Here is a 24,447-nt window from a genome sequence, read left to right on the forward strand (position 1 = left end):
GCGCCGGGCGAGGTCATCTATCTACCCATAGGGGTTTTTGTGTCTACACCTGATGTAAGCAGCGAAGCCGGCGCGTCCGCCCAGAACGTCACGGGCAGCAGCCGCGTCAAGCGCGGCATGGCGGAGATGCTCAAGGGCGGCGTCATCATGGACGTCGTCAACGTCGAGCAGGCCCGCATTGCCGAAGACGCCGGTGCCGTGGCCGTGATGGCGCTGGAACGCGTTCCCGCTGACATCCGCGCCCAGGGCGGCGTGTCCCGCATGTCGGACCCGGACATGATCGACCAGATCATCGACGCGGTCTCCATCCCCGTCATGGCGAAGGCCCGCATCGGCCACTTCGTCGAGGCCCAGGTCCTGCAGTCCCTCGGCGTCGACTACATCGACGAGTCCGAGGTCCTCACCCCGGCCGACTATGTCAACCACATCGACAAGTGGAACTTCAAGGTTCCCTTCGTCTGTGGCGCCACCAACCTCGGTGAGGCCCTGCGCCGCATCAACGAGGGCGCGGCCATGATCCGCTCCAAGGGCGAGGCCGGCACCGGCGACGTCTCCAACGCCACCGGGCACATGCGCAAGATCCGCTCCGAGATCGCCAAGCTCGCCGCCCTGCCCGAGGACGAGCTGTACGTCGCGGCCAAGGAACTGCAGGCCCCGTACGAACTGGTCAAGGAAGTTGCCGCTGCCGGCAAGCTCCCCGTGGTCCTCTTCACCGCCGGCGGCATTGCCACCCCGGCCGACGCCGCCATGATGATGCAGCTCGGCGCCGACGGCGTCTTCGTCGGCTCCGGAATCTTCAAGTCCGGCAACCCGGCCCAGCGCGCCGCCGCCGTCGTGAAGGCCACCACCTTCTTCGACGACCCTGACGTCATCGCCAAGGCCTCCCGCGGCCTGGGCGAGGCCATGGTCGGCATCAACGTCGACGAGATCCCGCAGCCGCACCGCCTCGCCGAGCGCGGCTGGTAGCCTGCGCGCCCTGCGGGGCGCCGAGCGGCGCGATCCTCTGCGTGCTATTCCCCGCGCGTTGTTGGCAGCCGAGCTGCCGGTTGGGGTGCGGGGCCCCTTTTACGCACGCTGCCGGATCACACCGCCCGTCGCCTTGCGTTTTTGATTGAACGAGTCCGGCCCGCCACCTCTCCAAGGTGGCGGGCCGGCGTTGTATGGGTTCTAAGGGAACTAATCCAGGCCGCGGCGCTTGAGCAGCGGTTCCAGCCGGGCTTCCCGGCCGCGGAAGGTCCGGAAGGACTCCAGCGGGTCGCGGCTGTTGCCGCGGGAGAGCAGTTCGGTGCGGAAGAAGTCCCCGTTGGCCCGGGACAGGCCGCCGTTCTCCTTGAACCACTCGACGGTCTCGGCGTCGAGCACCTCGCTCCAGATGTAGGAGTAGTAGCCCGCTGCGTACCAGCCGCCGGCGAAAATGTGCTGGAAGTACCCGGTGCGGTAGCGGGGCGGGATCAGGCTGTGCGCAACGCCGGCGGCGGCCAGGGCCTTCGCCTCGAACTCCAGGACGTCGTCGGGGACCTCGGACTCCTCCAGGACGTGCCAGGCGAGGTCCAGCAGGGCGGCGCCCAGGTACTCGGTGGTGCCGAAGCCCTCGCCCCAGAGCGCGGCGGCGTCGAGCTTGTCCACGGCTTCCTGCGGCAGCGGCTCGCCCGAGACGTGGTGCCGGGCGTAGTTGGCCAGCACCTCCGGCCACATGATCCACATTTCGTTGACCTGGGACGGGTACTCGACGAAGTCGCGCGGCACCGAGGTGCCGGAGAACCGCGGGTAGGTCACGGCGGAGAAGAGCCCGTGGAGGGCGTGGCCGAACTCGTGGAAGGTGGTCCGCAGTTCGTCCAGGGTCAGGAGGGTGGGTTCCCCGGCCGGCGGCTTGGAGATGTTCAGGTTGTTGATCACCACGGGACGGGTCCCCAGCAGGTCCGACTGCTCCACCAGGGAGTTCATCCAGGCGCCGCCGCGCTTCGATTCGCGGGTGTAGTAGTCACCCAGGAAGAGGCCCAGGCCCGTGCCGTCGGCGTCCTTGACCTCCCAGACCCGGACATCGGGGTGGTAGCCGGCCAGGTCCGTCCGCTCGTGGAACGTGATGCCGTAGAGGGCGTTGGCCGCGAAGAAAACCCCGTCCTTCAGGACCCGGTCCAGCTCAAAGTAGGGGCGCAGGGCCTGCTCGTCCACGGAGTAGCGTTCGCGCTTGACCCGGGCGGAGTAGTACGCCCAGTCCCACGCCTCCAGCGGGTGGCCGGCGACCTCGGCGAGGGCCTCGGCCTCGGCGTCGGCATTCCGCACGGCGGCCGGGGCCAACCGGCCCAGCATCGCCTGCACCGCGGCGAAGTCGGGGGCGGTCTGCTGGTCCACGCTGAGCTCGGCGAAGTTGGCGAAGCCCAGCAGGGTGGCCTTCTCGGCGCGCAGCCGGACCATCTCCCTGACCAGGTCCCGTACGTCCAGGGTCCCTCCGCTGCTGCCGCGGCCGATCGAGGCCTCATACAGCCTGCGGCGGACCTCCCGGTTCTCCAGCGCGGCCATTGCCGGCTGGTTGCTCGGCTGGATCAGGGTCAGCAGGTACTTGCCTTCGGCCCCGGCGGTGCGGGCTGCCTCGGCGGCGCTGGCGACGTCGTCGGCCGGCAGCCCGGCCAGGTCCGTGGCGTCGTCCAGCAGCAGCGACGCGGACTTCATGCCCTCCTTGACCCGCTGGCCGAACTCGGTGCCCAGGGTGGAGAGCTCGGCGTTGATGGCCCGGAGCCGGTCCTGGCCGGCGGCGTCGAGCTGGATGCCGGACTGGCGGAACGCCTTCAGGTACTCCTCGACCAGACGGGCGGATTCGGCGTCGAGCCCGTCCGTGGGAATTGCGGCGAACCTCTCGTAGAGGGCGCGGTTGAGGTAGATGGAGTCCTCGTGGGCGGAGAAGGCGGGGGAGAGACGGGTCTCCAGCTCCCGGATCTCGTCCGTGGCGTCCGCGGACACCAGCGTGAAGAAGGACGCCGCCGCACGCTGCAACAGAGCGCCGGAGCGTTCCATCGCGACGGCGGTGTTCTCAAAGCTGGCGGGCTCCGGTGTGTCGACGATCGCCTGAATCTCCGCGAGGTGTTCGGCCAGGCCGGCCTCGACGGCGTCGGCGTAGTGGCCGGCATCGATTTCCGCGAAAGGTGGCAGTCCGTACGGCAGGGTACTGGGGCTCAGGAGGGGGTTAGTCATGAAACGACACTTTCATGTTTCGTGGCGGTTCTCAATGGTCCGCGGCGCGTGTTGGGGCGGTGCGGCCCGTACGATGTGGCCATGGGGACTCCACATCTTTCGCGCCCGGCCCGCGTCGCGGCCGGCCTGCTCTCGATTGCCATCGCTGCCACGCTGAGCTCCTGCGGGGTGCTGGCCCGCCCGGACGGGGATGCCGCCGGGACCGCGAATGCCGGCGCGACGGCGTCGGGGCAGGCATTCGCGCAGTCGCCGGGCTCGCGGTCGTCGACGTCGCCCAGCCCGACGCCGACCCCCACCCCGACACGCGGGAAGGGCCCCGACTGCGCCGCCGTCCGCTGCACATCCGTGCTGGTCACCGGCGACATGCTGGTCCACGCCCAGCTCTGGGACCAGGCCCGCGCCGACGCCCTGGCCGCCGGGGCCAAGGGCCTGGACTTCGGCCCGCTTCTGGAGGGCCAGCGCCGCTACATCGCGAAGGCGGACCTGGCCATCTGCCACCAGGAAACCCCGGTGGCCGGCCCCACCGGCCCCTTCTCCGCCTACCCGTCCTTCAACGTCCCGCCGCAGATCATCACCGCCGCCCAGCAGGTCGGCTACCAGGCCTGCACCACGGCCAGCAACCACACCATCGACCGGGGCACCGCCGGCCTGGTCCGCACCCTGGACGCCCTCGACGCGGCCGGCCTCCAGCACACCGGGTCCTACCGCACCGAGGCGGACTCGCAGGGCGTGCTCATCCTGCAGACCGCCGCCGCCAAGATCGCCGTCATCGAGGGGGCCTACGGCCTCAACGGACAGACTCCCGACTTCGCCTGGCAGGTGGACATGCTCGATCCGGCCGCCATGATCGCCAAGGCGAAGAAGGCCCGCGCCCAGGGGGCAGACATCGTGCTGGGCGTGATGCACGCCGGCGAGGAGTACGCCAGCGTCCCGAACGCAGAACAGCGCGAGGCCGCGCATGCGCTGGTGGATAGCGGCCAGTTCACCATGATCTACGGCCACCACACCCATTCGGTGCTGCCCATCGAACAGTACAAGGGCACCTGGATTGTCTACGGGCTCGGCAACGGCATCACGGAACTCTCGCCAACGTACGTCGTGAACAATGAGGGCCTGCTGGTGCGGGCGCAGTTCAGCCAGGACGCGGCCGGTAAGTGGACGGCTTCGGATCTGGGCTGGGCGCCGTCGGTGATCGTCCGCGGCCCGTACCGCTGGTGCTCGGTGGCCGCCGACACACCGCAGGGCCCCTGCGCCGGTCCCGCCGCGGACGCTGCCACCCGTCAGCGCACCAAGACCGTGGTCGAATCGATGGGAGCGGCGACGGCCGGCGCCCACGAACTGCTGATCACCAAGGAGAAGTAGCGATGACCGACGAAGGGGCCGGATTCACGGCGGCGGAGCAGGGATCGCCGCCGGTACGACGGCGGGAGGTCCGGCAGGGCGCCGCGGGACTGGCTGTCTTCGAGTACGGCCGGGAGCCGGGGCCGGGCGTGCCCAGCCTGTTGCTGATCCACGGCTACCCCGACGACCACCAGGTGTTCCTGCCCGTAATCGCCGAGCTTGCCGGGACGCACCACATGATCGCCTACGACACCCGCAACGCGGGGGAGTCCCGCGTCGCGGCGGACGGCGGGACGGCCGACTACTCGCTGGCGGCGCTGGTGGACGACGCCTTCGCGGTCCTCTCCGCCGTCGGCGTCGGGAACGTCCACCTGGTGGGCCACGACTGGGGCTCCATCCAGGGCTGGGCAGTGGTCAGGGATCCGCGCGCCACCGGGGCGATCGGCCGCTACACCAGCATCTCCGGGCCCGACATGGACCACTTCTCCCGCTGGATCAAGGCCCGGATACGGCGCCCGCGTGAGTGGGGAAAGCTCGGCGGGCAGCTGCTCCGCAGCTGGTACCTGATGACGTTCCAGGTGCCCGTCCTGCCCGAGGCGGCATGGCGGCTGGTGCTCACCCGGCGCTTCGAGCAGGCCGCGCACCGGGCGCTGGGGGACAACCCCGTCCGCGGACTGGCCCTCTACCGGAGCAACCTCTTTGGCCGCGGCGCCCGCACGGGCCGGCCGCAGGGGGCATCCCGGCGGGTGCACATCCCCGTGCAGGTGGTGGTGCCCCTGCGCGACGCCTACCTCTCGCCCCACCTGGCCGAGGACCTTGACGGCTGGGTCGACGATCTGACGGTCGTCCGGGTAGACGGCGGCCACTGGTGGCCGGCCAGCCGCCCGGTCGAATTCGCACGGCTACTCCGCGGCGAAGGAGCGTGACCTCCATCCCGCCGACGGTGCACCTGCTCTGCGGCCTCAACGGCGCCGGTAAGACAACCCTGGCCCGAGAGCTTGAAGCATCCCTGCCGGCCGTGCGGTTCAGCCTGGACGAATGGATGCTGCGCCTCTATCCAGGCCTGCATTACGCCTCGGAGGACTATGGCAGCCGGGCCGAGACGTGCAAGGGCCTGATCTGGGAGACGGCACTGCAGGTGTTGCGTGCGGGGACCGATGTGGTTCTTGACTGGAACCAGTGGAGCCGGGCCAGGCGGGCACTCTGGAGGGGCAAAGCAGTGTCGGCCGGTTTCGGCGTCGAGCTGCACCACGTCGCAACGCCGCTGGACACCGCCATCGAGCAAACCCGGCGTCGGACGCTGGCAGCAGAACCGGGCTCGCATGCCTTGACGGACGACGGCGTCCAGCACCTCGCCGGGATTTTCGAGGAGCCCTCGGAAACCGAGGGGATGCGGATTCACCGGGTCCCGGGAAGGTAAGGCCCCGCCTAGCCCTCCGACAGCTCCAGGGTCATGAACACGCTGTTCGGGTCGGCGGTGTAGTCGGCGAACGGCGGGCAGACCGCGAAGCCGTGCCGCAGGTAGAGTCTGCGTGCCGCCGCGAAGTAGTCCTGGGAACCGGTTTCCAGGCTGACCCGGTTGAAGCCACGCTCCCGCGCCTCGGCGAGGAGGCGCCCCAGCAGGCCGCCGGCGACGCCGCGGCCGCGGGCGTCCCGGGCGGTCCGCATCGACTTGATCTCCGCACCGCCCGCGCCGAGGTCCTTGAGGGCGCCGCAGCCAAGCAGGATGCCGTCTTCGCGGGCGGTCCAGAAGCTGATCGCGGGTCCGGCGAGGGCGCCGACGTCGAGCGCGTGGACGCTCTCGGCCGGCGAGGTCGCGAACATGTCCGCCAGGTGTTCCTCGAGCAGGATCCGCACGTCCGCGCGGTCCGGCGCGTCCGGGGCGTAGCTGATCATGGCCGGTTCCGGGGCGATCCCTAGCGCGGCCGGCGGGCTGCGTGCTCGCGGGCCAGGACGGCGTACCGGTCATCCGGGGTGCCCGGCGTGAAGCTGCCGTACTTGCGTTCCACCGCGGTCTTGATCAGGAAGTCGGCCAGCGCCGGGTTCTTCGGCAGCAACGATCCGTGGAGGTAGCTCGCCACGATGTTCCGGTACCGGGCGCCCTCATGGCCGTCGCCGCTGTTGTTGCCGGTGCCCTTGGCGGTGGTGCCCAGGGGTTCGACGCCGGGACCCAGGGTGGTCTGGCCGCTGTGGTTCTCGTAGCCCAGGACGGTCCCGAACTCGGGGGTGGAGACGCTGACGTTGCCGATCAACCGCTCGTCCGTGCCGTTCGTCTCGACATCCAGGATGCCGATCCCGGGGATGACCGAGCCGGTCCGGGTCCGGAAGAACCTCCCGAACAACTGGTAGAGGCCGCAGATGACCAGCATGGGCGTGCCGTCCTCGGCGAGTTCGCGCAGCACCGTTTCACGGGACAGCAGGTCGTCCTGGATCACCAGCTGGCCGCTGTCCTGGCCGCCGCCACCGACGATCAGGTCCACGTTCGCGGGGAAGTCGTCGCCCACGTTGTATTCGAGCAGTTCGGGCGTGTAGCCGTGCCAGCGCAGCCGCTGGGCCAGGACCAGGGCGTTGCCCCAGTCGCCGTAAATGTTCATGTCCCGCGGGTAGAGCTGCAGCACCCGGATGGTGCCCTTGCTGGGAGCGGCGGATTCCTCCGGGGGAAGCTCGTGGCCGTGGGAGAGTTCGTGCTGCGGACCGGTTTCCGGGGTCACGAGACCACCTCCACTGTGGTGATTTTGGACAGCTCGCGGCGGATGGCCAGCATGGCTGTGTAGGTGCAGAAGATCCGCTTCGGCCGGTCCTTGGCGCCGCGGATGAACGCGGCCAGGGCCGGAGCGATCTCCGTGTCGACCGCGCCGATGGCGACGTCGTCGTACTGCAGGCGCAGGGCCATGTCGTAGGCGCGGGAGCCGGTCAGCTGGTCCACGCCGCCCTCGCGGAGGGTATCGAACTCGACGTCCCAGAGCCAGGACATGTCCCGGCCGTCGGCGTAGTTGTCGTTGATCGCGATCATGGTCGCGTAGCCCGCGGCCGGGAAGGACTTGAGCCCCAGCCGGAAGCCGCTCGGGTTCTTAACCAGCACCAGGTCCAGCGGCAGGCCGTCCACCACCAGGCTCTCGCCGCGGCCGAACGCCGGCGCGACGTTGCCCAGGGCCTTGAGCAGGCCGGGGTGGTCCGTGGCGGTGCCGCGGACGGCGGCGATGGCCCGGGCCAGGGTCAGGGCCGCGGCGGCGTTGAAGATGTTGTAGACGCCGCGCAGTTTCATCGGCGTCGAAACGGTGGCGCCGTCGTAGTCGAAGTCGGCGTCGGCCGGGCCCACGCGGCGGAGGACGACGTCGGCGGCCGGCTTCGAGGGGGCTTCCGGGACCGGGCTGCCCGGGGCGGCGCGCATGTCGTCGTCGTTGGGGAAGGTGCTCAACAGTGAGTCGTCCAGCCCGAAGTAGCGGACCTCCGGCCCGCCCGCGGCCGGGGCGGCGAGGCTGGCGGCGATCCGGGCCACCCGCGGATCCTCGCGGTTCAACACGACGGTCCCGGTGGTCTTCGAGGCAATGTGCTGCAACAGGTCCGCGGTCTTGTCGATCTCGCCGAACCGGTCCAGCTGGTCACGGAGGACGTTCAGCAGCAGGCAGTAGCGCGGCGGGACCTTGTTGACGAAGTGCACCGCGTGGGCTTCGTCGAGCTCCAACACCGCGATGTCGGCGTCAAGCCTGCCGCGCCAGTCCACCTCACCGAGCAGCGCGGCGGCGACGCCGCGGGTGAAGTTGCTGCCCGTGCGGTTGGTGAAGACCTTCAGGCCCTGGCTCTCGAGCAGTTCCACGACCATCTTGGTGGTGGTGGTCTTGCCGTTCGTTCCGCTGACGACGGCGACGCCGAGCGGCAGCGTGGCCAGCGTCCTCTGCATGAAGCCGGGGTCGATTTTCTCGACCACCAGGCCGGGAAGGGCGGAGCCTCCACCCCGGAGCCGGGAGACCCGGCGGACGAACTTGCCGAGCGGGACGCTGAAGTAGAGCATGCCTTGTAATATATCCCAGCCGGGGCATAGAACCCGGCCCGGGGCCCCGCGCGGTGCGGCCCGCGGCGGACGGCCGCACTATGCTGGCAGGATGACCTCCCCACTCTTCCCGCCCGGCTCCAGCGTGGGCTCGGGCCTGCGCATCGGCGTCCTGGCGCTCCAGGGCGACTTCCGCGAGCACCTGCGTGCGGTGGAAGCCGCCGGAGCTACGGGCGTCGGCGTCCGCCGGCCCGGCGAACTCGACGGCCTGGACGGACTCATCATTCCCGGCGGCGAATCGACCACCATCGACAAGCTCTCCCGTGCCTTCGAACTCCGCGAACCCCTCGTCGGCCGGATCCGCGACGGCCTGCCGGTCTACGGCTCCTGCGCCGGCATGATCCTGCTGGCCGACGACCTCACCGACCCGGCCACCGACCTGGCCGGTAACCCGCAGCAGACCTTCGGCGGCCTGGACATGACCGTCCGGCGGAACGCCTTCGGCCGGCAGCGGGAATCCTTTGAAACGGACCTGGACTTCAAGGGACTGGAGTTCAGCGCCGGGGACACCGGCGTCGCCCCCGTGCACGCCGTGTTCATCCGCGGCCCGTGGGTGGAACGCGTGGGATCCGGCGTTGAGGTCCTCGCCCGGGTGGAACCCACCGGCACCGGAGCCTCCGGCGTGCTGGACGGGGCCGCTAGAATTGTTGCAGTGCGTTCCGGCAAGCTGCTGGCCACCTCCTTCCATCCGGAAGTGACAGGGGAAAAGCGCGTGCATGAACTGTTTATTCGAATGATCAGAGGAGAAGCGTAAAGCATGTCAGGCCACTCCAAATGGGCGACGACCAAGCACAAAAAGGCCATTATCGATAGCCGACGGGCCAAGTCGTTCGCCAAGCTGATCAAGAACATCGAAGTTGCCGCCCGGATGGGCGGACCGGACCTCGCCGGCAACCCCGGTCTGGAACTGGCCGTCACCAAGGCCAAGAAGACCTCGGTCCCCAACGACAACATCGACCGCGCCATCAAGCGCGGCGCCGGCCTCACCGGCGAGGTCGTGGACTACACCGAGATCATGTACGAATGCCGCGGCCCGCAGGGTTCGGCCCTGCTGATCGAGTGCCTCACGGACAACAAGAACCGTGCCGCCTCCGAGGTCCGCCTGGCCATCTCCCGCAACGGCGGCACCATCGCCGACCCCGGCTCCGTCAGCTACCTCTTCACCCGCAAGGGCGTCGTGTCCCTGCCCAAGAACGGCCTGACCGAGGACGACGTGCTGATGGCCGTCCTCGACGCCGGCGCCGAGGAGGTCAAGGACAACGGCGAGAGCTTCGAGATCCACTCCGAGCCGACCGACCTGCAGGCCATCCGCGACGCGCTCAAGGAAGCCGGGATCGAATACGACACCGACGAGGCCGAGTTCGTTCCCTCCATGCAGGTCCCGCTGGACCTCGAGGCGGCCAAGAAGTTCATGAAGCTCGTCGACGCCCTCGAGGACCTCGACGACGTCCAGAACGTCTACAGCAACGCCGACCTCAGCGACGAAGTACAGGCCGCCCTGGAAGCCGAGTGACCCTTCGCGTCCTCGGCGTCGACCCCGGCCTCACCCGCTGCGGGATCGGCGTCGTGGACGTCGAACGGAACCGGCGCGCCACCATGGTGGACTTCGGCGTCGTCGGCACCTCACCGGAGGTAAGCCTGGACCAGCGGCTGCTGGTGATCGCCACCGCCATCGACGAGTGGCTGGACAAGTACCAGCCGCAGGTCCTGGCCGTTGAGCGGGTTTTCTCGCAGCTCAATGTCAGCACCGTGATGGGCGTCGCCCAGGCCTCCGGCGTCGTCATCGCCGCCGCGGCCCGGCGAGGCATCCCCGTCGCCCTGCACACCCCCTCGGAGGTCAAGGCGGCCGTGACCGGCAGCGGGACCTCCAATAAGGATGCCGTGACCAAGCTGGTCACCAAGATCCTGCGCCTGGACGCCCCGCCGCGACCGGCCGACGCCGCCGACGCCCTGGCCCTGGCCATCACGCACGCGTGGCGCTCCGGCGGGGGAGTCGCCGCGGCCGGCGCCGCCAGTGCGCGGATCCCGACGGCGGCCGCCGCGTCCCGTTCGGCGCTCACCCCGGCGCAGCGTGCCTGGGCCGACGCGGAGCTCAAAGCGCGCCGTGCCGCCAAGTAACGGGCCAAACCCCCGCCCGCTTGGTACGGTATTCGTAGATATGTTCGGATAACTCAGGAGCCAGGCCTTGATCAGTTTTCTCCGCGGAACCGTTGCGCACGTCGGCCTCTCCTCGGCGGTGATCGACCTCAACGGTGCCGGCATGAGCGTCTACGCCACTCCGCAGACCCTCAGCAAGCTCCACGTCGGCGAAGAGGGCAAGGTCTTCACCTCGCTCATCGTCCGCGAAGACTCGCTCACCCTCTTCGGCTTCGCCAGCGACGACGAGCGCGAGGTCTTCGACATCCTGCTCAGCGTCAGCGGCGTCGGGCCCCGGCTGGCGCTGGCGGTCCTCGCCGTCCACGACCCCGAGGCCATCCGTGTCGCCGCCCACTCCGGCGACGGCAAGGCGTTCACCAAGGTCCCCGGCATCGGCCCCAAGGTCGCCGGCCGCATCGTGCTCGAACTCGCCGGCAAGCTGGTCCCGCACGGCACTACCGACGCCGCCGCCCCGGTCCGCTCGGTCGAGGCCGTGTGGAAGCCGCAGGTGGTCGCGGCCATGACCAGCCTCGGCTGGTCCGAGAAGGACGCCACCAGCAGCATCGACAAATCCATGGCCGACTCCCCGGAACTGGCCGAGCGCGGCAACGTTGCCGAGATCCTCCGCGCCACCCTGCGCTGGCTGGGCCAGGACGGCGCCCGTGCCGGGAACCGGGTTGGCACCCGTGGCTGAGCCGTCCCTCGTCGCCGGGGGAGAGGAGCCCGAGGAGCGCGCCATCGAGGCGGCGCTCCGGCCCAAGAACCTGCACGACTTTGTCGGCCAGCACCGGGTCCGCAAACAGCTCTCCCTGGTCCTCGAGGCGTCCCGCATCCGCGGCCGCAGCGCCGACCACGTGCTCCTTTCCGGCCCTCCCGGCCTGGGCAAGACCACCCTGTCCATGATCATCGCCGCGGAAATGAACGCCCCGCTCCGGATCAGCAGCGGCCCCGCTATCCAGCACGCCGGCGACCTCGCGGCCATCCTGTCCTCTCTCTCCGAGGGTGAGGTGCTGTTCCTGGATGAGATCCACCGCATGTCCCGTCCCGCCGAGGAAATGCTGTACATGGCCATGGAGGACTTCCGCGTCGACATCGTCGTCGGCAAGGGCGCCGGGGCCACCGCCATTCCGCTGGAACTTCCACCGTTCACCCTGGTCGGTGCCACCACCCGCGCCGGCCTGCTGCCCGGTCCACTTCGTGACCGCTTCGGCTTCACCGGCCACCTCGAGTTCTACGCCGTCGAGGAACTGGAACTGGTGCTCCGCCGCTCCGCCGGGCTGCTGGACCTGAAGGTCAACTCGGCCGGATTCAGCGAGATCGCCGGACGCTCCCGCGGCACGCCCCGCATCGCCAACCGGCTGCTGCGCCGGGTCCGAGACTGGGCGCTGGTGCACGGCGTGGAGCAGATCGATGCCCGCAGCGCCTCGGCCGCCCTGGACATGTACGAGGTGGATAAGCGGGGCCTTGACCGGCTGGACCGCGCCGTCCTGGAAGCGCTGATCACCAAGTTCGGCGGCGGCCCCGTGGGCCTGTCCACGCTGGCGATTGCCGTCGGTGAGGAAACCGAAACCGTCGAAACCGTCGCCGAGCCCTATCTGGTCCGGGAGGGCCTGCTGGGCCGCACCCCGCGCGGACGCATAGCCCTCGCCCCCGCCTGGACCCATCTGGGCTTCGCGGTTCCCGCCGGGGTCTTCGGACAGGAACCCCTGGACCTCTTCGAGGAAGACGGCGCCGGCGGGGAACCGGCCGCAACCCATCCGTAACCGGCAATAGCACTCGCCCGGGCCGTTTTCCCTTTAGACTGGTATGACGCTCGGCACGTTCGGGCCTTCGTTTCCGCAGGGCGGCTCCCGCCAGCCGCCGCTGGCCGGCATGGGTTTGCTGCCGGGCCGTGCGCCGCGTGGCCAGGGACGAAGCTGACGGTGCTGTGAAACCAGCTTGCAAGTACAGAACGGAACTTTCCCCTTGGATCCAATGACAATTCTCCTGTTCGTCATGCTCGGCGTGTTCGTCTTCATGATGTTCCGCCGCAACAAGAAGACGCAGCAGCAGCAGGCAGAGCTCCAGTCGAAGTTCGGACCCGGCGTTGACGTGATGACCAGCTTCGGCCTGTTCGGCCGCATCGTCTCCATCGACGACGCCGAGAACAAGGTTGTCCTGGAACTCTCCCCGGGCAACACCGCCACGGTTCACCGCCAGGCCGTGACCAAGATCGTCGAGCCGGTCGCCGCCGCCGAGGAGCCTACCGTGGTCCCCGACGACGCCTCCTCGCTCACCCTCGGCAACGCCGACACCCACGACGCCGGCGTCACCGGTGCAGCCCCCGCCGCTGAGGCCCCGCGCGCCGAAACGCCGGAGGAAACCCTGCGCCGCCTGAACGATGAGAACAGGAAAGACAGCTAGTCTGCCTCCTGAGCTACCCGCGGAACCACGGTGCGCGGGCATCCGCCGGTGCGGGCCTGAGAGGTCTGCGCCGGCGGTTCTTCCGTAAACAATAGAAAGATCGACAATGGCACGAACTGGCCCTAAAAACTCAGCCCGCAGGGTGCTGGTCTGGCTTGGCGTTATCCTCGTCGCCCTGACCGCAGTCCTGGCCGGCGGCACCATGGCCGGACAGGCCAGCTGGGCTCCCAAGCTCGCCCTGGACCTCGAAGGCGGAACCCAGATGATCCTGGCGCCCAAGGTCGAGGGCAACACGGGCATCAACGAAGACCAGCTCAACCAGGCCGTGGCGATCATCCGCCAGCGCGTGGACGGCTCCGGCGTCGCCGAGGCTGAAATCTCCACCCAGTCCGGACGCAACGTCGTCGTCAGCCTCCCGGGTACCCCCTCCAAGGAGACCCGCGCCCTGATCCAGGCCTCCGCGGACATGAACTTCCGCCCGGTCATCCAGGCCGGCGCCGGCGCGGCCGTGCCCGAAGCCCAGCGCACTCCCGAGGACAAGCTGCCCAAGCCCACCGCCGCTCCCGCGAACAGCAGCGACGAGAACTGGGTCACCGCCGACGTCTACAAGAAGTTCGAGGCGCTCGACTGCGACAACCCGTCCCAGGACAAGCAGGAACGCTCCGACCCGGCCAAGCCGCTGGTCACCTGCGAGCCCGCCGCGGACGGCAAGCCCGCGGTCAAGTACATCCTCGGCCCGGTGGAGGTGAAGGGCTCGGACATCAAGACCTCCTCCTTCCAGCTCCAGCGCGGCGCCCAGGGCGCCGTCACCAACGAGTGGGCCGTCGACATCCAGTTCAACGACCAAGGCACCGCCAAGTTCAAGACCGTCACCGAGCGGCTGAACCAGTTCTACGTCGCCGCCGGCGGCGCCACCGGTTCGGACCCGAAGTCCCAGTTCGCGATCGTCCTGGACGACCAGGTCATCTCCGCCCCGCGGTCGCAGGCCGTCATCACCGACGGTCGTCCGCAGATCACCGGCGGTTTCACCGAACAGTCCGCCAAGGCCCTGTCCGACCAGCTCCGCTTCGGCGCCCTGCCGATCAGCTTCGACATCCAGAGCGAGCAACAGATCTCCGCCACCCTCGGCGGGGAGCAGCTGCGCATGGGCATGCTCGCCGGCCTCATCGGGTTGCTGCTGGTGGTCGTGTACTCGCTGTTCCAGTACCGGGCCCTCGGCTTTGTCACCGTTGCCTCGCTCGTCGTCGCCGGTGCCCTGACGTACCTCGCTATCGCGATCCTGGGCTGGACGGAGAACTACCGCCTGTCCCTGGCCGGCGTGGCCGGCATCATCGTGGCCATTGGCCAGACCGCCGACTCCTTCATCGTCTACTTCGAACGCATCCGCGACGAACTGCGCGAGGGCCGCGGCCTGGTCTCGGCCGTGGAGAACGGCTGGAAGCGCGCCAAGCGGACCGTCCTGGCCTCCAAGGCCGTGAACCTGCTGGCCGCCCTGGTGCTGTACTTCGTCGCCGTCGGCAACGTCCGCGGCTTCGCCTTCACCCTGGGCCTGACCGCGATCGCCGACCTGATCGTCGTCTTCATGTTCACCCACCCGACGCTGCAGCTGCTGGCCCGGACCAAGTTCTTCGGCGAGGGCCACACCTTCTCAGGCCTGGACCCCAAGCGCCTCGGCGCGGTGCCGCTGTACCGCGGCGCCGGCCGGATCCGGACCCCCGAGGACAAGCCGGTCGCCGTCGTGCGCGCCAAGAACACCAAGGCCGCGGCCGAAGCCGAACGGCGCATGACGATCGCAGAACGGCGTCTCGCGGAACGGCAGGAGCAGGCCGGCCAAAGCCAGCTCGCCGGTTCCGGCAAGAACTCGTCCAAGGAGGGCAAGTAAATGGCCAGCTTCGCTACATTCGGTAACGAGCTCTACACCGGCAAGCGCTCCTACGACTTCGTCGGGTCCAAGAAGATCTGGTTCCTGATCGCGGCGGCCGCCGTCGCGCTCTCGATTCTCCTCCCGGTGGTCAAGGGAGGCTTCAACCTCGGCATCGAGTTCCGCGGCGGTTCCGAGTTCACCGTCTCCAACGTCAAGGACCGCGACCCGGGCCTCGGCGAGAAGGCGGTCCAGGACGTCGTCTCCGGCAGCCTGCCGCGGGTGGCCAACGTTGCCGGCAACACCATGCGGATCCAGACCGACAAGCTCACCGACGACGAGACGCTGAAGATCAAGGACGGCCTGACCAAGGCCTACGGCGTGACCGACAACGAGGTGACCTCCACCTTCGTCGGCCCCACTTGGGGTGCTGACGTGACCCAGCAGGCCCTGCTCGGCCTGGCCGTCTTCGTCGGCCTCGCCGCGGTGCTGATGGCGCTGTACTTCCGGACCTGGAAGATGTCACTCTCGGCCCTGGCCGGCATGGCGGCCACGATGTTCATCACCGCCGGCGTGTACTCGCTCAGCGACTTCGAGGTCACCCCGTCCGCGATCATCGGCTTCCTCACGGTCCTCAGCTACTCGCTGTACGACACCGTGGTGGTCTTCGACAAGATCCGCGAGAACACCGCGGACCTGCAGGCGTCCACCCGGCGGACCTTCGCCGAAGAGGTCAACCTGGCCGTCAACCAGACCCTGGTCCGTTCCATCAACACCATGATGGTGGCGATCCTGCCGGTCGGCGCGATCCTCTTCATCGGTGCCGGGCTCCTCGGCGCCGGCACCCTGCGCGACCTGTCGCTCGCCCTCTTCGTGGGCATCCTGATCGGCACCGCCGCCACCATCTTCGTCGCCGCCCCGCTGTACGCGTGGCTGCGCCAGGGTGAGCCGGAGCTGGTCAAGCAGGCCAAGCGGGTGCATCAGCGCCGGGCGGACAACGCCGCCAAGACCGCCGCCGCGACCGCCTGACAGGCCACCACAGCAGCACCGCCCGACGGGCCGGAGAACGTCCAGGACGCTCTCCGGCCCGTCGGCCGTTCGCGCCGGTTATCGAACTGTCTCGCCGCGGGAATACACTTGAGTAATTAACGGGTTGGAAGAGGTTGCTTTCTTGGAAGAACGTTCGACGTCGGCGCCTGCAGTACCGGCGGAAGAGGCCCACGGCCAAGGTTCACAGACTGGCGTGGCCGCTCCCGGACGCCCCGACGCGGCCGTGCCCGTAGACAACACCGGCACCCGTCCCACTTTCCCCGGCCGGCGCGAACGCACCCGCTCACGCCTGGCCCGCCTCACCGGCCGCGGCACCCCCGCCTACTCGCCGATCCTGGAGCCGTTGCTGCGCACCGTCCGCGCCAACAACCCCAAGGACGACTTCGAACTGATCCAGCGCGCCTTCGTGGTGGCCGAACGCTGCCACCGCGGCCAAAAGCGCAAGAGCGGGGACCCGTACATCACCCACCCCGTGGCGGTGGCGACCATCCTGGCCGAACTCGGCATGAACGGCACCACCCTCGCCGCTGCCCTGCTGCATGACACGGTGGAGGACACCTCCTACACGCTGGATGACCTCAAAGGGGAGTTCGGGCCCGAGGTGGCCATGCTGGTGGACGGCGTCACCAAGCTGGACAAGGTCAGCTTCGGCGAGGCCGCACAGTCCGAGACCGTCCGCAAGATGGTCGTGGCCATGGCCAAGGACATCCGCGTCCTGATGATCAAGCTCGCGGACCGGCTGCACAACGCCCGCACCTGGCGGTTTGTCTCCGCGGAATCCTCGTCCAAGAAGGCCCGCGAGACGCTGGAAATCTTCGCACCGCTGGCCCACCGCCTCGGCATGAACACCATCAAGTGGGAACTCGAGGACCTTTCCTTCGCGGCGCTCTATCCGAAGGTGTACGAGGAGATTGTCCGCATGGTGGGGGAGCGCACCCCCGAACGCGAGAAGAACCTGGCGGTCATCCGCAACCAGATCACCGAGGACCTGCGCGCGGCCAAGATCAAGGCCACCATCACCGGCCGGCCCAAGCACTACTACTCGATCTACCAGAAGATGATCGTCCGCGACAAGGACTTCGACGACATCAACGACCTCATGGGCGTCCGCGTCCTGGTCGACTCGGTCCGTGACTGTTACGCCGCCCTCGGCGCGATGCACTCCCGCTGGAACCCGCTGCCCGGCCGGTTCAAGGACTACATCGCGATGCCGAAGTTCAACATGTACCAGTCGCTGCACACCACGGTGATCGGCCCCGGCGGCAAGCCGGTGGAAATCCAGATCCGCACCCACGAGATGCACCGCCGCGCCGAGTACGGCGTCGCCGCCCACTGGAAGTACAAGGACCAACCCAACCGCACCGCCGCCGGCCCCGGAAGCCCGCGCGACGGCGACATGGGCTGGCTGCGCTCCCTGGTGGACTGGCAGCAGGAAACCTCTGACCCGGGCGAGTTCCTGGACTCCCTGCGCTTCGAGATCAACGCCCGCGAGGTCTTCGTCTTCACCCCCAAGGGCGAGGTCATGGCCCTGCCGGCCGGGTCCACCCCGGTGGACTTCGCCTACGCCGTGCACACCGAGGTAGGCCACCGGACCATCGGCGCCCGCGTCAACGGCAAGCTCGTCCCGCTCAATAGCGAACTCAACCACGGCGACTGGGTGGAGATCTTCACCTCCAAGGCAGAGGGCGCCGGCCCCAGCCAGGACTGGCAGCACTTCGTCAAGAGCGCCCGGGCCCGGAACAAGATCCGCCAGTGGTTCAGCAAGGAACGCCGCGAAGAGGCAATCGACCGCGGCAAGGACCTGCTCACCAAGGCGATGCGCAAGCAGAACCTGCCGCTGCAGCGACTGATGACCCACGACGCCCTCGCCGCGATCGCCGAGGACTTCAAATACACGGACATCTCCGGTCTCTACGCCGGGGTGGGCGACGGTCACACCTCCGCCCAGTCCGTGATGGAGCGCCTGGTCGAGAGCCTGGGCGGCAACGACACCCCCGAGGACGACCTCACCGAGGTTTCCATCCCGGCCCAGGTGTCCAAGACCCGGTACTCCGATTCCGGCGTCGTGGTCCGCGGCGTGGACGACGTCTGGGTCAAGCTGGCGCGCTGCTGCACCCCTGTGCCGCCGGACCCGATCCTGGGCTTCGTCACCCGCGGCTCCGGCGTCTCGGTCCACCGCACCGACTGCACCAACGTCTCCGGGCTGATGGACCAGCCGGACCGGATTGTCGAGGTCGAGTGGGCACCCACCCAGTCGAGCGTGTTCCTCGTGGAGATCCAGGTCGAGGCACTGGACCGCAAGTCGCTGCTCTCCGACGTCACCCGGGTGCTCTCCGAGAACCACGTGAACATCCTCGCCGCCAGCGTCCACACCTCCACCGACCGGGTGGCGATCTCCAAGTTCGCCTTCGAGATGGGCGATCCGAAGTACCTGAGCCACGTGCTCAGCGCTGTTCGCAGGATCGACGGGGTCTTCGACGTCTACCGGACCACCGGCAACCGCCGCCGCAGCTAGCCTCGGAAGATTGCCCTCACCGGCTACCCACTGCCCTCCCGGACCCTTTCCAGCACCGCGAGGGCCGAGTTCTTGTAGGGCAGCCGGGGTACGGCCTCGACCGCCCGCACCAGCAGGTTCAGGCGTACGGGCAGTTCCGGCGCGGCCAGCAGCGCCGTGAGCGCCGGCACTGCGTGCTCGGGCCGGACGTGCAGGGCGATGTCGACGGCGGTGCGCAGCGGGCTGGAGACCATCAGCCCGCCCAGGCTCACCACGTCCATGGTCCCGAGCCGCGTCTCGTGGAAGCTGCAGCCCCGGGCGCCTCGGAGGCTGGAGATCCGCCGGTTCGCGTCCACCAGCAACGCCAGCCGGTCCGGCTCCCGGGCGCAGCCATAGATCCAGGCCGCCGTCATCCGGCCGGCCACCACCCGCTGCCGGATGGCGGCCGGAATCAGCGCCGCCGCGGCCCGTGCGCGCAGCTGCGGCGTGGCCGGGGCCCCGGGCGGCAGGAAGCCGCGCTGGGAGATCCGCGCCAGCACGCCGTCGGCTGCCATGGCCTGCAGTTCCGCCCACGAGAAGAGCGGCCCCGGCGAGTACAGCACGGGCGGGTCGAGCCCCGAGGGGACGGAGGGGACCGGCGGGAGGGTCATTGAGCCATCGTGCCGCGGTCCCCGGGCATGGAACAGGCCCCGGTCCCGTCATGTGGATAACGGGGCCGGGGCCCGGACAACACCTGTTCGGGCCGTGGGGCCCGGGGTGTTAGGAGAGTTCGCTCGCGGAGCGCTCCAGCTGTTCCAGCCACGCCTGGCGGGCCTCGAGGGCCTCCCGGGCGTCCTTGATCTTCCGCTCGTCCCCGGCCTTTTCGGCCTTGGCGAGGTCCTCTTTCAGACCGGCGATGGCCGATTCCAGCTGCGAGAGCGCGCTGTTGGTGCGGGCCTTCGTCTCCGGGTTGGAGCGCTTCCAGTTCTCGTCCTCGGCGTGCCGGACGGCGTCCTCGACCTTGCGGAGGCCGGCCTCGATGCGGCCCATGTCGGCGCGGGGAACCTTGCCGGCTTCCTCCCAGCGGTCACGGATGGACTGCAGCGCCTTCTTTGCGGCGGCGAGGTCAGTGATCGGCAGCAGCTCGTTTGCCTCGGCCAGGAGCGCCTCCTTCACCACGAGGTTCGCGCCGTATTCCTGGTCGATTTCCTCGTTGGCGGCCTGGCGGTTCGTGAAGAACACATCCTGGGCAGCGCGGAAGCGGGCCCAGAGCGCGTCGTCGTCCTTGCGGCTGGCGCGAGGGGCGGCCTTCCACTGGTCCATCAGGCGGCGGTATTCGCCGGCGGCGTAGCCCCAGTCGGTCGAGGAGGAGAGCGCCTCGGCCTCGACGATCAGCTTCTCCTTCGCGGCCTTGGCGGCGGAGTTGTTGCTGTCCAGCTGGGAGAAGTAGGCGCGGCGGTGCCGGTCGAAGACGGTGCGCGCGGCGCGGAACCGCTTCCACAGGGCGTCCTCGTTGCTGCGGCCGAGCCGGACGCCGCTCTTCTGGGCGGTCTTCCAGTTCTCGAACAGCTCGTTCATCCGGGCGCTGGAGGTCTTCCACTGCACCTGGGACGGATCCTGCGCGGAGATCTGCTCGGCCTCGGCGACGATCGCCTCACGGGCAGCGAGCTCGGCGGCGCGGACGGCGTCGTGTTCGGCCTTTTCGGACTTCTCCAGTTCGGTGATCTGGCCGGAGAGGGTGTCCAGGCGGCCCTCGGCGGCGCGCAGGTCGCCCACCATGTTCCGCTCGGCCAGCTGCTCGCGCAGGTGGGTAACGGTCTTCTGCATGTCCGCGGCGGGAGCCTTGGACGCGACGCGCTGTTCCAGCAGGACGATCTGGGCCACGACGTCGTCGTACTTGCGGGCGAAGTACGCCAGCGCCTCGTCGTCGCTCACGCCGGGGTACTGGCCCACGGGGTGCTCGGCTCCGTCGATGGTGAGGAAGACGTGGCCGTCACCCTCCACCCGGCCCCAGCGGGCGGCCTCGGCGGCCGAGGTGCTGGGCGCGGCTGCGGCGACGGCGGGAGCGGCCGGCGACGGCGCTGCCTTGGGCCGTGCCGCGAACGCGGCGGGGGAGGGAGCAGGGCGCGGGGCCGGCCGGGGGGCGGCCGCCGGAGCCGAGGCTGCCTCCGCCGCGGGGGCCTGTTCCGTTACCGGCGCGCCGGATTCGGTCTCGCTGGCAGCTGCTGCCACTGTTTCGTCGGATTTCTGACTGTCTGTCACCGCTAGAAGTCTTTCGCTTGGAGGGAAATACCGGGACCGATGCTCCGGGAGCACGGCTGGTTACTTCAGAGAGAACGAGTCTATCGTGACTGGTTCCACCGGCGCGCCGTCCGTGGCGCTGGTGCCCGGCTTGATGCCGGCCGCCGCGATCCCGGAGACAACGTCCAGGCCCGAGGTCACCTTGCCCACCGCGGTGTAGCCGCCGGCCGAGTCGGCCGGAATCACGGTGTCCTTGTAGACGATGAAGAACTGTGTCCCGTTGCCGTAGGCGTTGTTACCGGTGCGGGCCACCGCGATGGTTCCGGCCGGGTACTTGTTGTCCGCGGGGGTGTTCTCCAGGGGGCCCCACGTGTAGGCGGGATCGCTGGCGCCGTCGCCCGTCTTGGACCCGCACTGCAGCACGCCGAAGGAATCGGCCGTGGTCAGGCGGTGGCAGCTGACGCCGGCGTAGAAGTTCTGGTCCGCCAGGGACTTGAACACGGCGGCGGCCTGCGGGGCCTTGGTCCCGTCCAGTTCCACGCCCAGGGTGCCGCGGTTCAGCTTGAGCTCACCGGTGAAGGTCTTCCCGGCGGCGGTCTCCGGCTTGGGGATGTTCTCGCCGTTGCTGGCGGCCGGGGTCGGCGTCGCCGACGGGGTGCTCAGGCCGGCCTCGGCGGCCTTGAACTCGTCCTCGGTGGGGTTGCTGGCGAAGACGGTCAGCTGTAGGACCAGGGCCAGCACCAGCGCGGCGCCACCGGCGGCGCCGGCGATGATGTTGTCACGCTTCCGGCGCTTGTCCTGGTGCCGGCGCAGCTCGCGCTTGGCCTCCATCTGATGGACGCGCCGCTTTGCCTCGCGGGCACTGCGTGAACTCGCCGCCAAAAGTCCTCCTGGGGTCGGGCCGCAAGTACGGATACGTGCGGGAAAAAGCATAAACTGACTGCCGCACACAGTTTATGCACGACTGGCCGGTCCGCGGGCGACGCCGCGGCAGCCGGATCCGCCGTCGTCACCAGAGGAGAAAATTCCACCATGGCACGCACCGCCTCCCTGTCCGGATTCCCCGAGTGGCTTCCCGAGGAGCGGTTGGTGGAACTCCATGTCCTGGACACACTCCGGAAGACCTTCGAGCTGCACGGCTTCTCCTCGATCGAGACGCGCGCCGTGGAAACCGTGGGACAACTCCTGCGCAAGGGTGAGATCGACAAGGAGGTCTACGGGCTCAGCCGGCTGCAGGACGACGACGCCGATCCGGCCTCCGCGGCGACGGCGAAGACCGATCCCAACGCGCTGGCCCTGCACTTCGACCTGACCGTCCCCTTTGCCCGCTACGTGGTGGAGAACGCCGGTTACCTCGCCTTCCCGTTCCGCCGCTACCAGATCCAGAAGGTCTGGCGGGGTGAGCGTCCGCAGGAAGGCCGGGCCCGCGAGTTCACCCAGGCGGACATCGACATCGTCGGTGACGGAACCCTGCCGTTCCGCTACGACGTCGAAATCGCGCTGGTCATCGCCGAAGCCCTCAGTGCGCTGCCGATCCCCGACTTCCTGCTCCGGATTAACAACCGCAAGCTGGCCGAGGGCTTCTACACCGGCATTGGCCTGACGGACACCGCCGGCGTGCTGCGCAGCATCGACAAGCTGGAGAAGATCGGACCGGACAAGGTCGCCGAACTGCTGAAGACGGAACTCGGCGCCACCGACGAGCAGGCCCGCGCCGCCCTTGCCCTGGCCTCGATCCGCACCCCGGACACCGGGTTCGTGGAGCAGGTCCGCGCCCTCGGCGTCAGCAATGACCTCCTCGAGGAGGGCCTGAGCGAACTCGAACAGGTCATCTCCGCCGCGGTACAGCGCGCGCCAGGCAAGGTGGTGGCGGACCTCAGCATCGCCCGCGGCCTGGATTACTACACCGGCACGGTCGTCGAGACCGTCCTGGTGGGCCACGAACAGCTCGGCTCCATCTGCTCCGGCGGCCGCTACGACGCCCTCGCCAGCAAGGGCAACCGGACCTTCCCCGGCGTCGGCCTCTCCATCGGCGTCACCCGCCTGGTCTCGCGGATCCTCAGCCAGGACCTCGCGAAGGCCTCCCGCTCCGTGCCCACCGCCGTGCTGGTGGCCCTGAACACGGACGAGAGCTGGGGCGCCGCGCAGGACGTCGCCGCCCAGCTGCGCACCCGCGGCATCGCCACGGAGGTCGCCGCGAAGGCCGAGAAATTCGGTAAGCAGATCAAGTTCGCGGACCGCCGGGGCATCCCGTTCGTCTGGTTCACCGACGAGGACGGCAAGCACCAGGTCAAAGACATCCGCAGCGGCGAACAGGTCGACGCCGACCCCGCCACGTGGACCCCCGCGGACGAGGACCTGCACGTGACGGTCAGCCGCGCCTAGGTCCTCCCGCTGAGGGCCGCCGGGACTAGGCCCCGGCGGCGCCTCGCCGGCGCAGCACCAGCCGCCGGACTACGACGCCGGCGGCCAGCAGGGCCGCCATGACGGACACGGACGCCACCGGCAGGGTGGCCGCCAGCACCAGGCACCCGGCGAAGCCCAGCACGTTCAGCCAGCGCGGCGCGTGCCATGCCCGCTCGGGAAGCGTGAAGGCGGCCGCGTTGGTCACCGCGTAGTAGACCAGCACGCCGAAGCTGGAGAACCCGACGACGGTCAGCACGTTCGAGGTCAGCAGCAGCACGATCACCACCGCCGCGACCGTGAGTTCGGCGACGAACGGCACCGCGTGGCCGCCGCCCACGCGCGCCAGCACCGGCGGCAGGTCCCGCTCGCGCGCCATCGCCAGGGTGGTCCGGCCGACGCCGGTGATCAGGGCAAGCAGCGCGCCCAGGCACGCCGCGGCGGAGCCGAACTGCACCACCGGCGCGAAGCCGTGCAGCGGCGAGGCGGCGACGGCGTCCAGCAGCGGCGCCGTCGAGCGGGCCAGCTGCCCGGCCGGAAGCTGCCACTGCAGCAGCGCGGCGAGGCCGAGGTAGATCACGAACGCGCCGCCCAGCGCGCCGAGGATGGCACGCGGAATGGTCGTGGCGGGATCCTTGACCTCCTCGCCCAGGGTCGCGATCCGGGCGTACCCGGCGAACGCGAAGAAGATCAGCCCCGCCGCGGGTAGCACTCCCCAGGCGGAGTCGTCCCCGAGGCCCCCGCCGGCGTCGATGACCGTGAAGCCGCCGGCGTGCGGCCCGGCGGCCGCCGCGACGGCAACCAGCGCCAGGGTGGCCAGCACAACTGCCAGCAGGATCTTGGTCACCAGGGCGGTGCGGGTGATGCCCAGCAGGTTCACGCCGGTCAGGACGACGACGGCGGCCACCGCCAGCGGCGTCGCGAGTCCCGGCGCCACGTAGTGCCCGAAGGTCAGGGCCATCGCCGCGCAGGACGCCGTCTTCCCGGTCACGAACCCCCAGCCGGCCAAGAAGCCCGGCCATTCACCCAGCCGCTGCCGGCCGTACACATAGGTGCCGCCGCTGGACGGGTACCGGGCCGCCAGCTGGGCAGAGGCCACCGCGTTGCAGTAGGCCACCACACCGGCCACCGCAACCGCCACGAGCAGCCAGGGACCGGCCAGGGCCGCGGCCGGGGAGAAGACGACGAAGACGCCGGCGCCGAGCATCGACCCCAGCCCGATCGCCGTCGAATCGACCACGCCCAGCCGGCGCTGCAGCGGGGCGGGTCCGGGGATTGCTTGCGCCATGGCGGGGGTGG

At 69.4% G+C, this 24,447-nt stretch carries 22 protein-coding genes; 14 read left to right on the forward strand and 8 right to left on the reverse strand.

Going from position 1 to position 24,447, the window contains the following annotated elements; translation table 11 throughout:
* Positions 1 to 39: 39 nt before the first annotated feature.
* Positions 40 to 966 (forward strand): pyridoxal 5'-phosphate synthase lyase subunit PdxS, encoded by a 927-nt coding sequence (gene pdxS / locus AB0O44_RS05960; protein ID WP_290257711.1) that lies wholly within the window; start codon positions 40 to 42, stop codon positions 964 to 966.
* Positions 967 to 1,176: 210 nt separating this feature from the next.
* Here the strand turns inward: pdxS and AB0O44_RS05965 are convergent, their stop codons facing one another.
* Entirely contained in the window at positions 1,177 to 3,189 is a 2,013-nt protein-coding gene (locus AB0O44_RS05965) for a M3 family metallopeptidase (protein ID WP_364135432.1), read from the reverse strand.
* Positions 3,190 to 3,270: 81 nt separating this feature from the next.
* On the opposite strand from AB0O44_RS05965, the gene AB0O44_RS05970 reads away from it, so the two are divergent.
* Genes AB0O44_RS05970 through AB0O44_RS05980 form a run of 3 tightly spaced genes read left to right on the forward strand, consistent with a single transcriptional unit; the run spans position 3,271 to position 5,950 of the window.
* Entirely contained in the window at positions 3,271 to 4,551 is a 1,281-nt protein-coding gene (locus tag AB0O44_RS05970; protein WP_364135435.1) for a CapA family protein, read from the forward strand.
* A 2-nt stretch (positions 4,552 to 4,553) separates the two neighbouring features.
* A complete protein-coding gene (locus tag AB0O44_RS05975; RefSeq protein WP_364135438.1) occupies positions 4,554 to 5,456 on the forward strand; it encodes an alpha/beta fold hydrolase in 903 nt (300 codons plus the stop codon).
* Entirely contained in the window at positions 5,453 to 5,950 is a 498-nt protein-coding gene (locus AB0O44_RS05980; RefSeq protein ID WP_364135440.1) for an ATP-binding protein, read from the forward strand. The genes AB0O44_RS05975 and AB0O44_RS05980 overlap by 4 nt, the downstream gene beginning before the upstream one ends.
* Positions 5,951 to 5,958: 8 nt before the next feature.
* On the opposite strand, the gene AB0O44_RS05985 is transcribed toward AB0O44_RS05980, so the two are convergent.
* The 3 genes from AB0O44_RS05985 to AB0O44_RS05995 form a co-directional block, all read right to left on the reverse strand.
* Complete coding sequence (locus AB0O44_RS05985) at positions 5,959 to 6,426, reverse strand: GNAT family N-acetyltransferase (RefSeq protein WP_290257715.1); 468 nt, start codon at positions 6,424 to 6,426, stop codon at positions 5,959 to 5,961.
* A gap of 20 nt (positions 6,427 to 6,446) precedes the next feature.
* Positions 6,447 to 7,154, reverse strand: a complete 708-nt coding sequence (locus AB0O44_RS05990; RefSeq protein ID WP_364135806.1) for a glutamine amidotransferase — start codon at positions 7,152 to 7,154, stop codon at positions 6,447 to 6,449.
* A gap of 83 nt (positions 7,155 to 7,237) precedes the next feature.
* Complete coding sequence (locus AB0O44_RS05995; RefSeq protein ID WP_364135444.1) at positions 7,238 to 8,542, reverse strand: MurT ligase domain-containing protein; 1,305 nt, start codon at positions 8,540 to 8,542, stop codon at positions 7,238 to 7,240.
* A 91-nt stretch (positions 8,543 to 8,633) separates the two neighbouring features.
* Here AB0O44_RS05995 and pdxT point away from each other — a divergent pair, with 91 nt between their 5' ends.
* The 9 genes from pdxT to AB0O44_RS06040 all read left to right on the forward strand — a co-directional run bounded on the left by pdxT (position 8,634) and on the right by AB0O44_RS06040 (position 18,546).
* Positions 8,634 to 9,335: a pyridoxal 5'-phosphate synthase glutaminase subunit PdxT gene (pdxT, locus tag AB0O44_RS06000; protein ID WP_364135447.1), complete on the forward strand. Its 702-nt coding sequence runs from the start codon at positions 8,634 to 8,636 to the stop codon at positions 9,333 to 9,335.
* A 3-nt stretch (positions 9,336 to 9,338) separates the two neighbouring features.
* Complete coding sequence (locus tag AB0O44_RS06005; RefSeq protein ID WP_290257718.1) at positions 9,339 to 10,094, forward strand: YebC/PmpR family DNA-binding transcriptional regulator; 756 nt, start codon at positions 9,339 to 9,341, stop codon at positions 10,092 to 10,094.
* Positions 10,091 to 10,699: a crossover junction endodeoxyribonuclease RuvC gene (gene ruvC, locus AB0O44_RS06010; protein ID WP_364135451.1), complete on the forward strand. Its 609-nt coding sequence runs from the start codon at positions 10,091 to 10,093 to the stop codon at positions 10,697 to 10,699. The genes AB0O44_RS06005 and ruvC overlap by 4 nt, the downstream gene beginning before the upstream one ends.
* 67 nt (positions 10,700 to 10,766) lie before the next feature.
* Positions 10,767 to 11,411 (forward strand): Holliday junction branch migration protein RuvA, encoded by a 645-nt coding sequence (gene ruvA / locus AB0O44_RS06015; protein WP_364135454.1) that lies wholly within the window; start codon positions 10,767 to 10,769, stop codon positions 11,409 to 11,411.
* Positions 11,404 to 12,480, forward strand: a complete 1,077-nt coding sequence (ruvB, locus tag AB0O44_RS06020) for a Holliday junction branch migration DNA helicase RuvB (protein WP_290257721.1) — start codon at positions 11,404 to 11,406, stop codon at positions 12,478 to 12,480. Before ruvA ends, ruvB begins: the two co-directional genes overlap by 8 nt.
* A 211-nt stretch (positions 12,481 to 12,691) precedes the next feature.
* Positions 12,692 to 13,120 (forward strand): preprotein translocase subunit YajC, encoded by a 429-nt coding sequence (gene yajC / locus AB0O44_RS06025; protein ID WP_290257722.1) that lies wholly within the window; start codon positions 12,692 to 12,694, stop codon positions 13,118 to 13,120.
* 106 nt (positions 13,121 to 13,226) lie between these two features.
* A complete protein-coding gene (gene secD, locus AB0O44_RS06030) occupies positions 13,227 to 15,002 on the forward strand; it encodes a protein translocase subunit SecD (protein ID WP_290257723.1) in 1,776 nt (591 codons plus the stop codon).
* On the forward strand, positions 15,003 to 16,010 hold the full coding sequence (gene secF / locus AB0O44_RS06035; protein ID WP_364135459.1) for a protein translocase subunit SecF: 1,008 nt from the start codon (positions 15,003 to 15,005) through the stop codon (positions 16,008 to 16,010). It abuts the gene before it with no gap.
* Positions 16,011 to 16,254: 244 nt separating this feature from the next.
* Positions 16,255 to 18,546, forward strand: coding sequence for a bifunctional (p)ppGpp synthetase/guanosine-3',5'-bis(diphosphate) 3'-pyrophosphohydrolase (locus tag AB0O44_RS06040; protein WP_364135809.1), 2,292 nt, complete (start codon positions 16,255 to 16,257; stop codon positions 18,544 to 18,546).
* Positions 18,547 to 18,569: 23 nt separating this feature from the next.
* On the opposite strand, the gene AB0O44_RS06045 is transcribed toward AB0O44_RS06040, so the two are convergent.
* The 3 genes from AB0O44_RS06045 to AB0O44_RS06055 form a co-directional block, all read right to left on the reverse strand.
* Positions 18,570 to 19,175 carry a type IV toxin-antitoxin system AbiEi family antitoxin gene (locus AB0O44_RS06045; protein ID WP_364135462.1) on the reverse strand — a complete coding sequence of 202 codons (606 nt, stop codon included), beginning with the start codon at positions 19,173 to 19,175 and terminating at the stop codon, positions 18,570 to 18,572.
* 109 nt (positions 19,176 to 19,284) lie between these two features.
* A complete protein-coding gene (locus AB0O44_RS06050; RefSeq protein ID WP_364135465.1) occupies positions 19,285 to 20,766 on the reverse strand; it encodes a DUF349 domain-containing protein in 1,482 nt (493 codons plus the stop codon).
* Between the two features lie 60 nt (positions 20,767 to 20,826).
* Positions 20,827 to 21,627: a peptidylprolyl isomerase gene (locus AB0O44_RS06055; RefSeq protein ID WP_364135468.1), complete on the reverse strand. Its 801-nt coding sequence runs from the start codon at positions 21,625 to 21,627 to the stop codon at positions 20,827 to 20,829.
* A 150-nt stretch (positions 21,628 to 21,777) separates the two neighbouring features.
* On the opposite strand from AB0O44_RS06055, the gene hisS reads away from it, so the two are divergent.
* Positions 21,778 to 23,130 carry a histidine--tRNA ligase gene (gene hisS / locus AB0O44_RS06060; RefSeq protein ID WP_364135471.1) on the forward strand — a complete coding sequence of 451 codons (1,353 nt, stop codon included), beginning with the start codon at positions 21,778 to 21,780 and terminating at the stop codon, positions 23,128 to 23,130.
* A gap of 25 nt (positions 23,131 to 23,155) precedes the next feature.
* Here the strand turns inward: hisS and AB0O44_RS06065 are convergent, their stop codons facing one another.
* Complete coding sequence (locus AB0O44_RS06065) at positions 23,156 to 24,436, reverse strand: APC family permease (protein ID WP_364135473.1); 1,281 nt, start codon at positions 24,434 to 24,436, stop codon at positions 23,156 to 23,158.
* Positions 24,437 to 24,447 lie beyond the last annotated feature (11 nt).

It is taken from the genome of Arthrobacter sp. NPDC080082, assembly GCF_040686595.1.
Classification (GTDB): Bacteria; Actinomycetota; Actinomycetes; order Actinomycetales; family Micrococcaceae; genus Arthrobacter.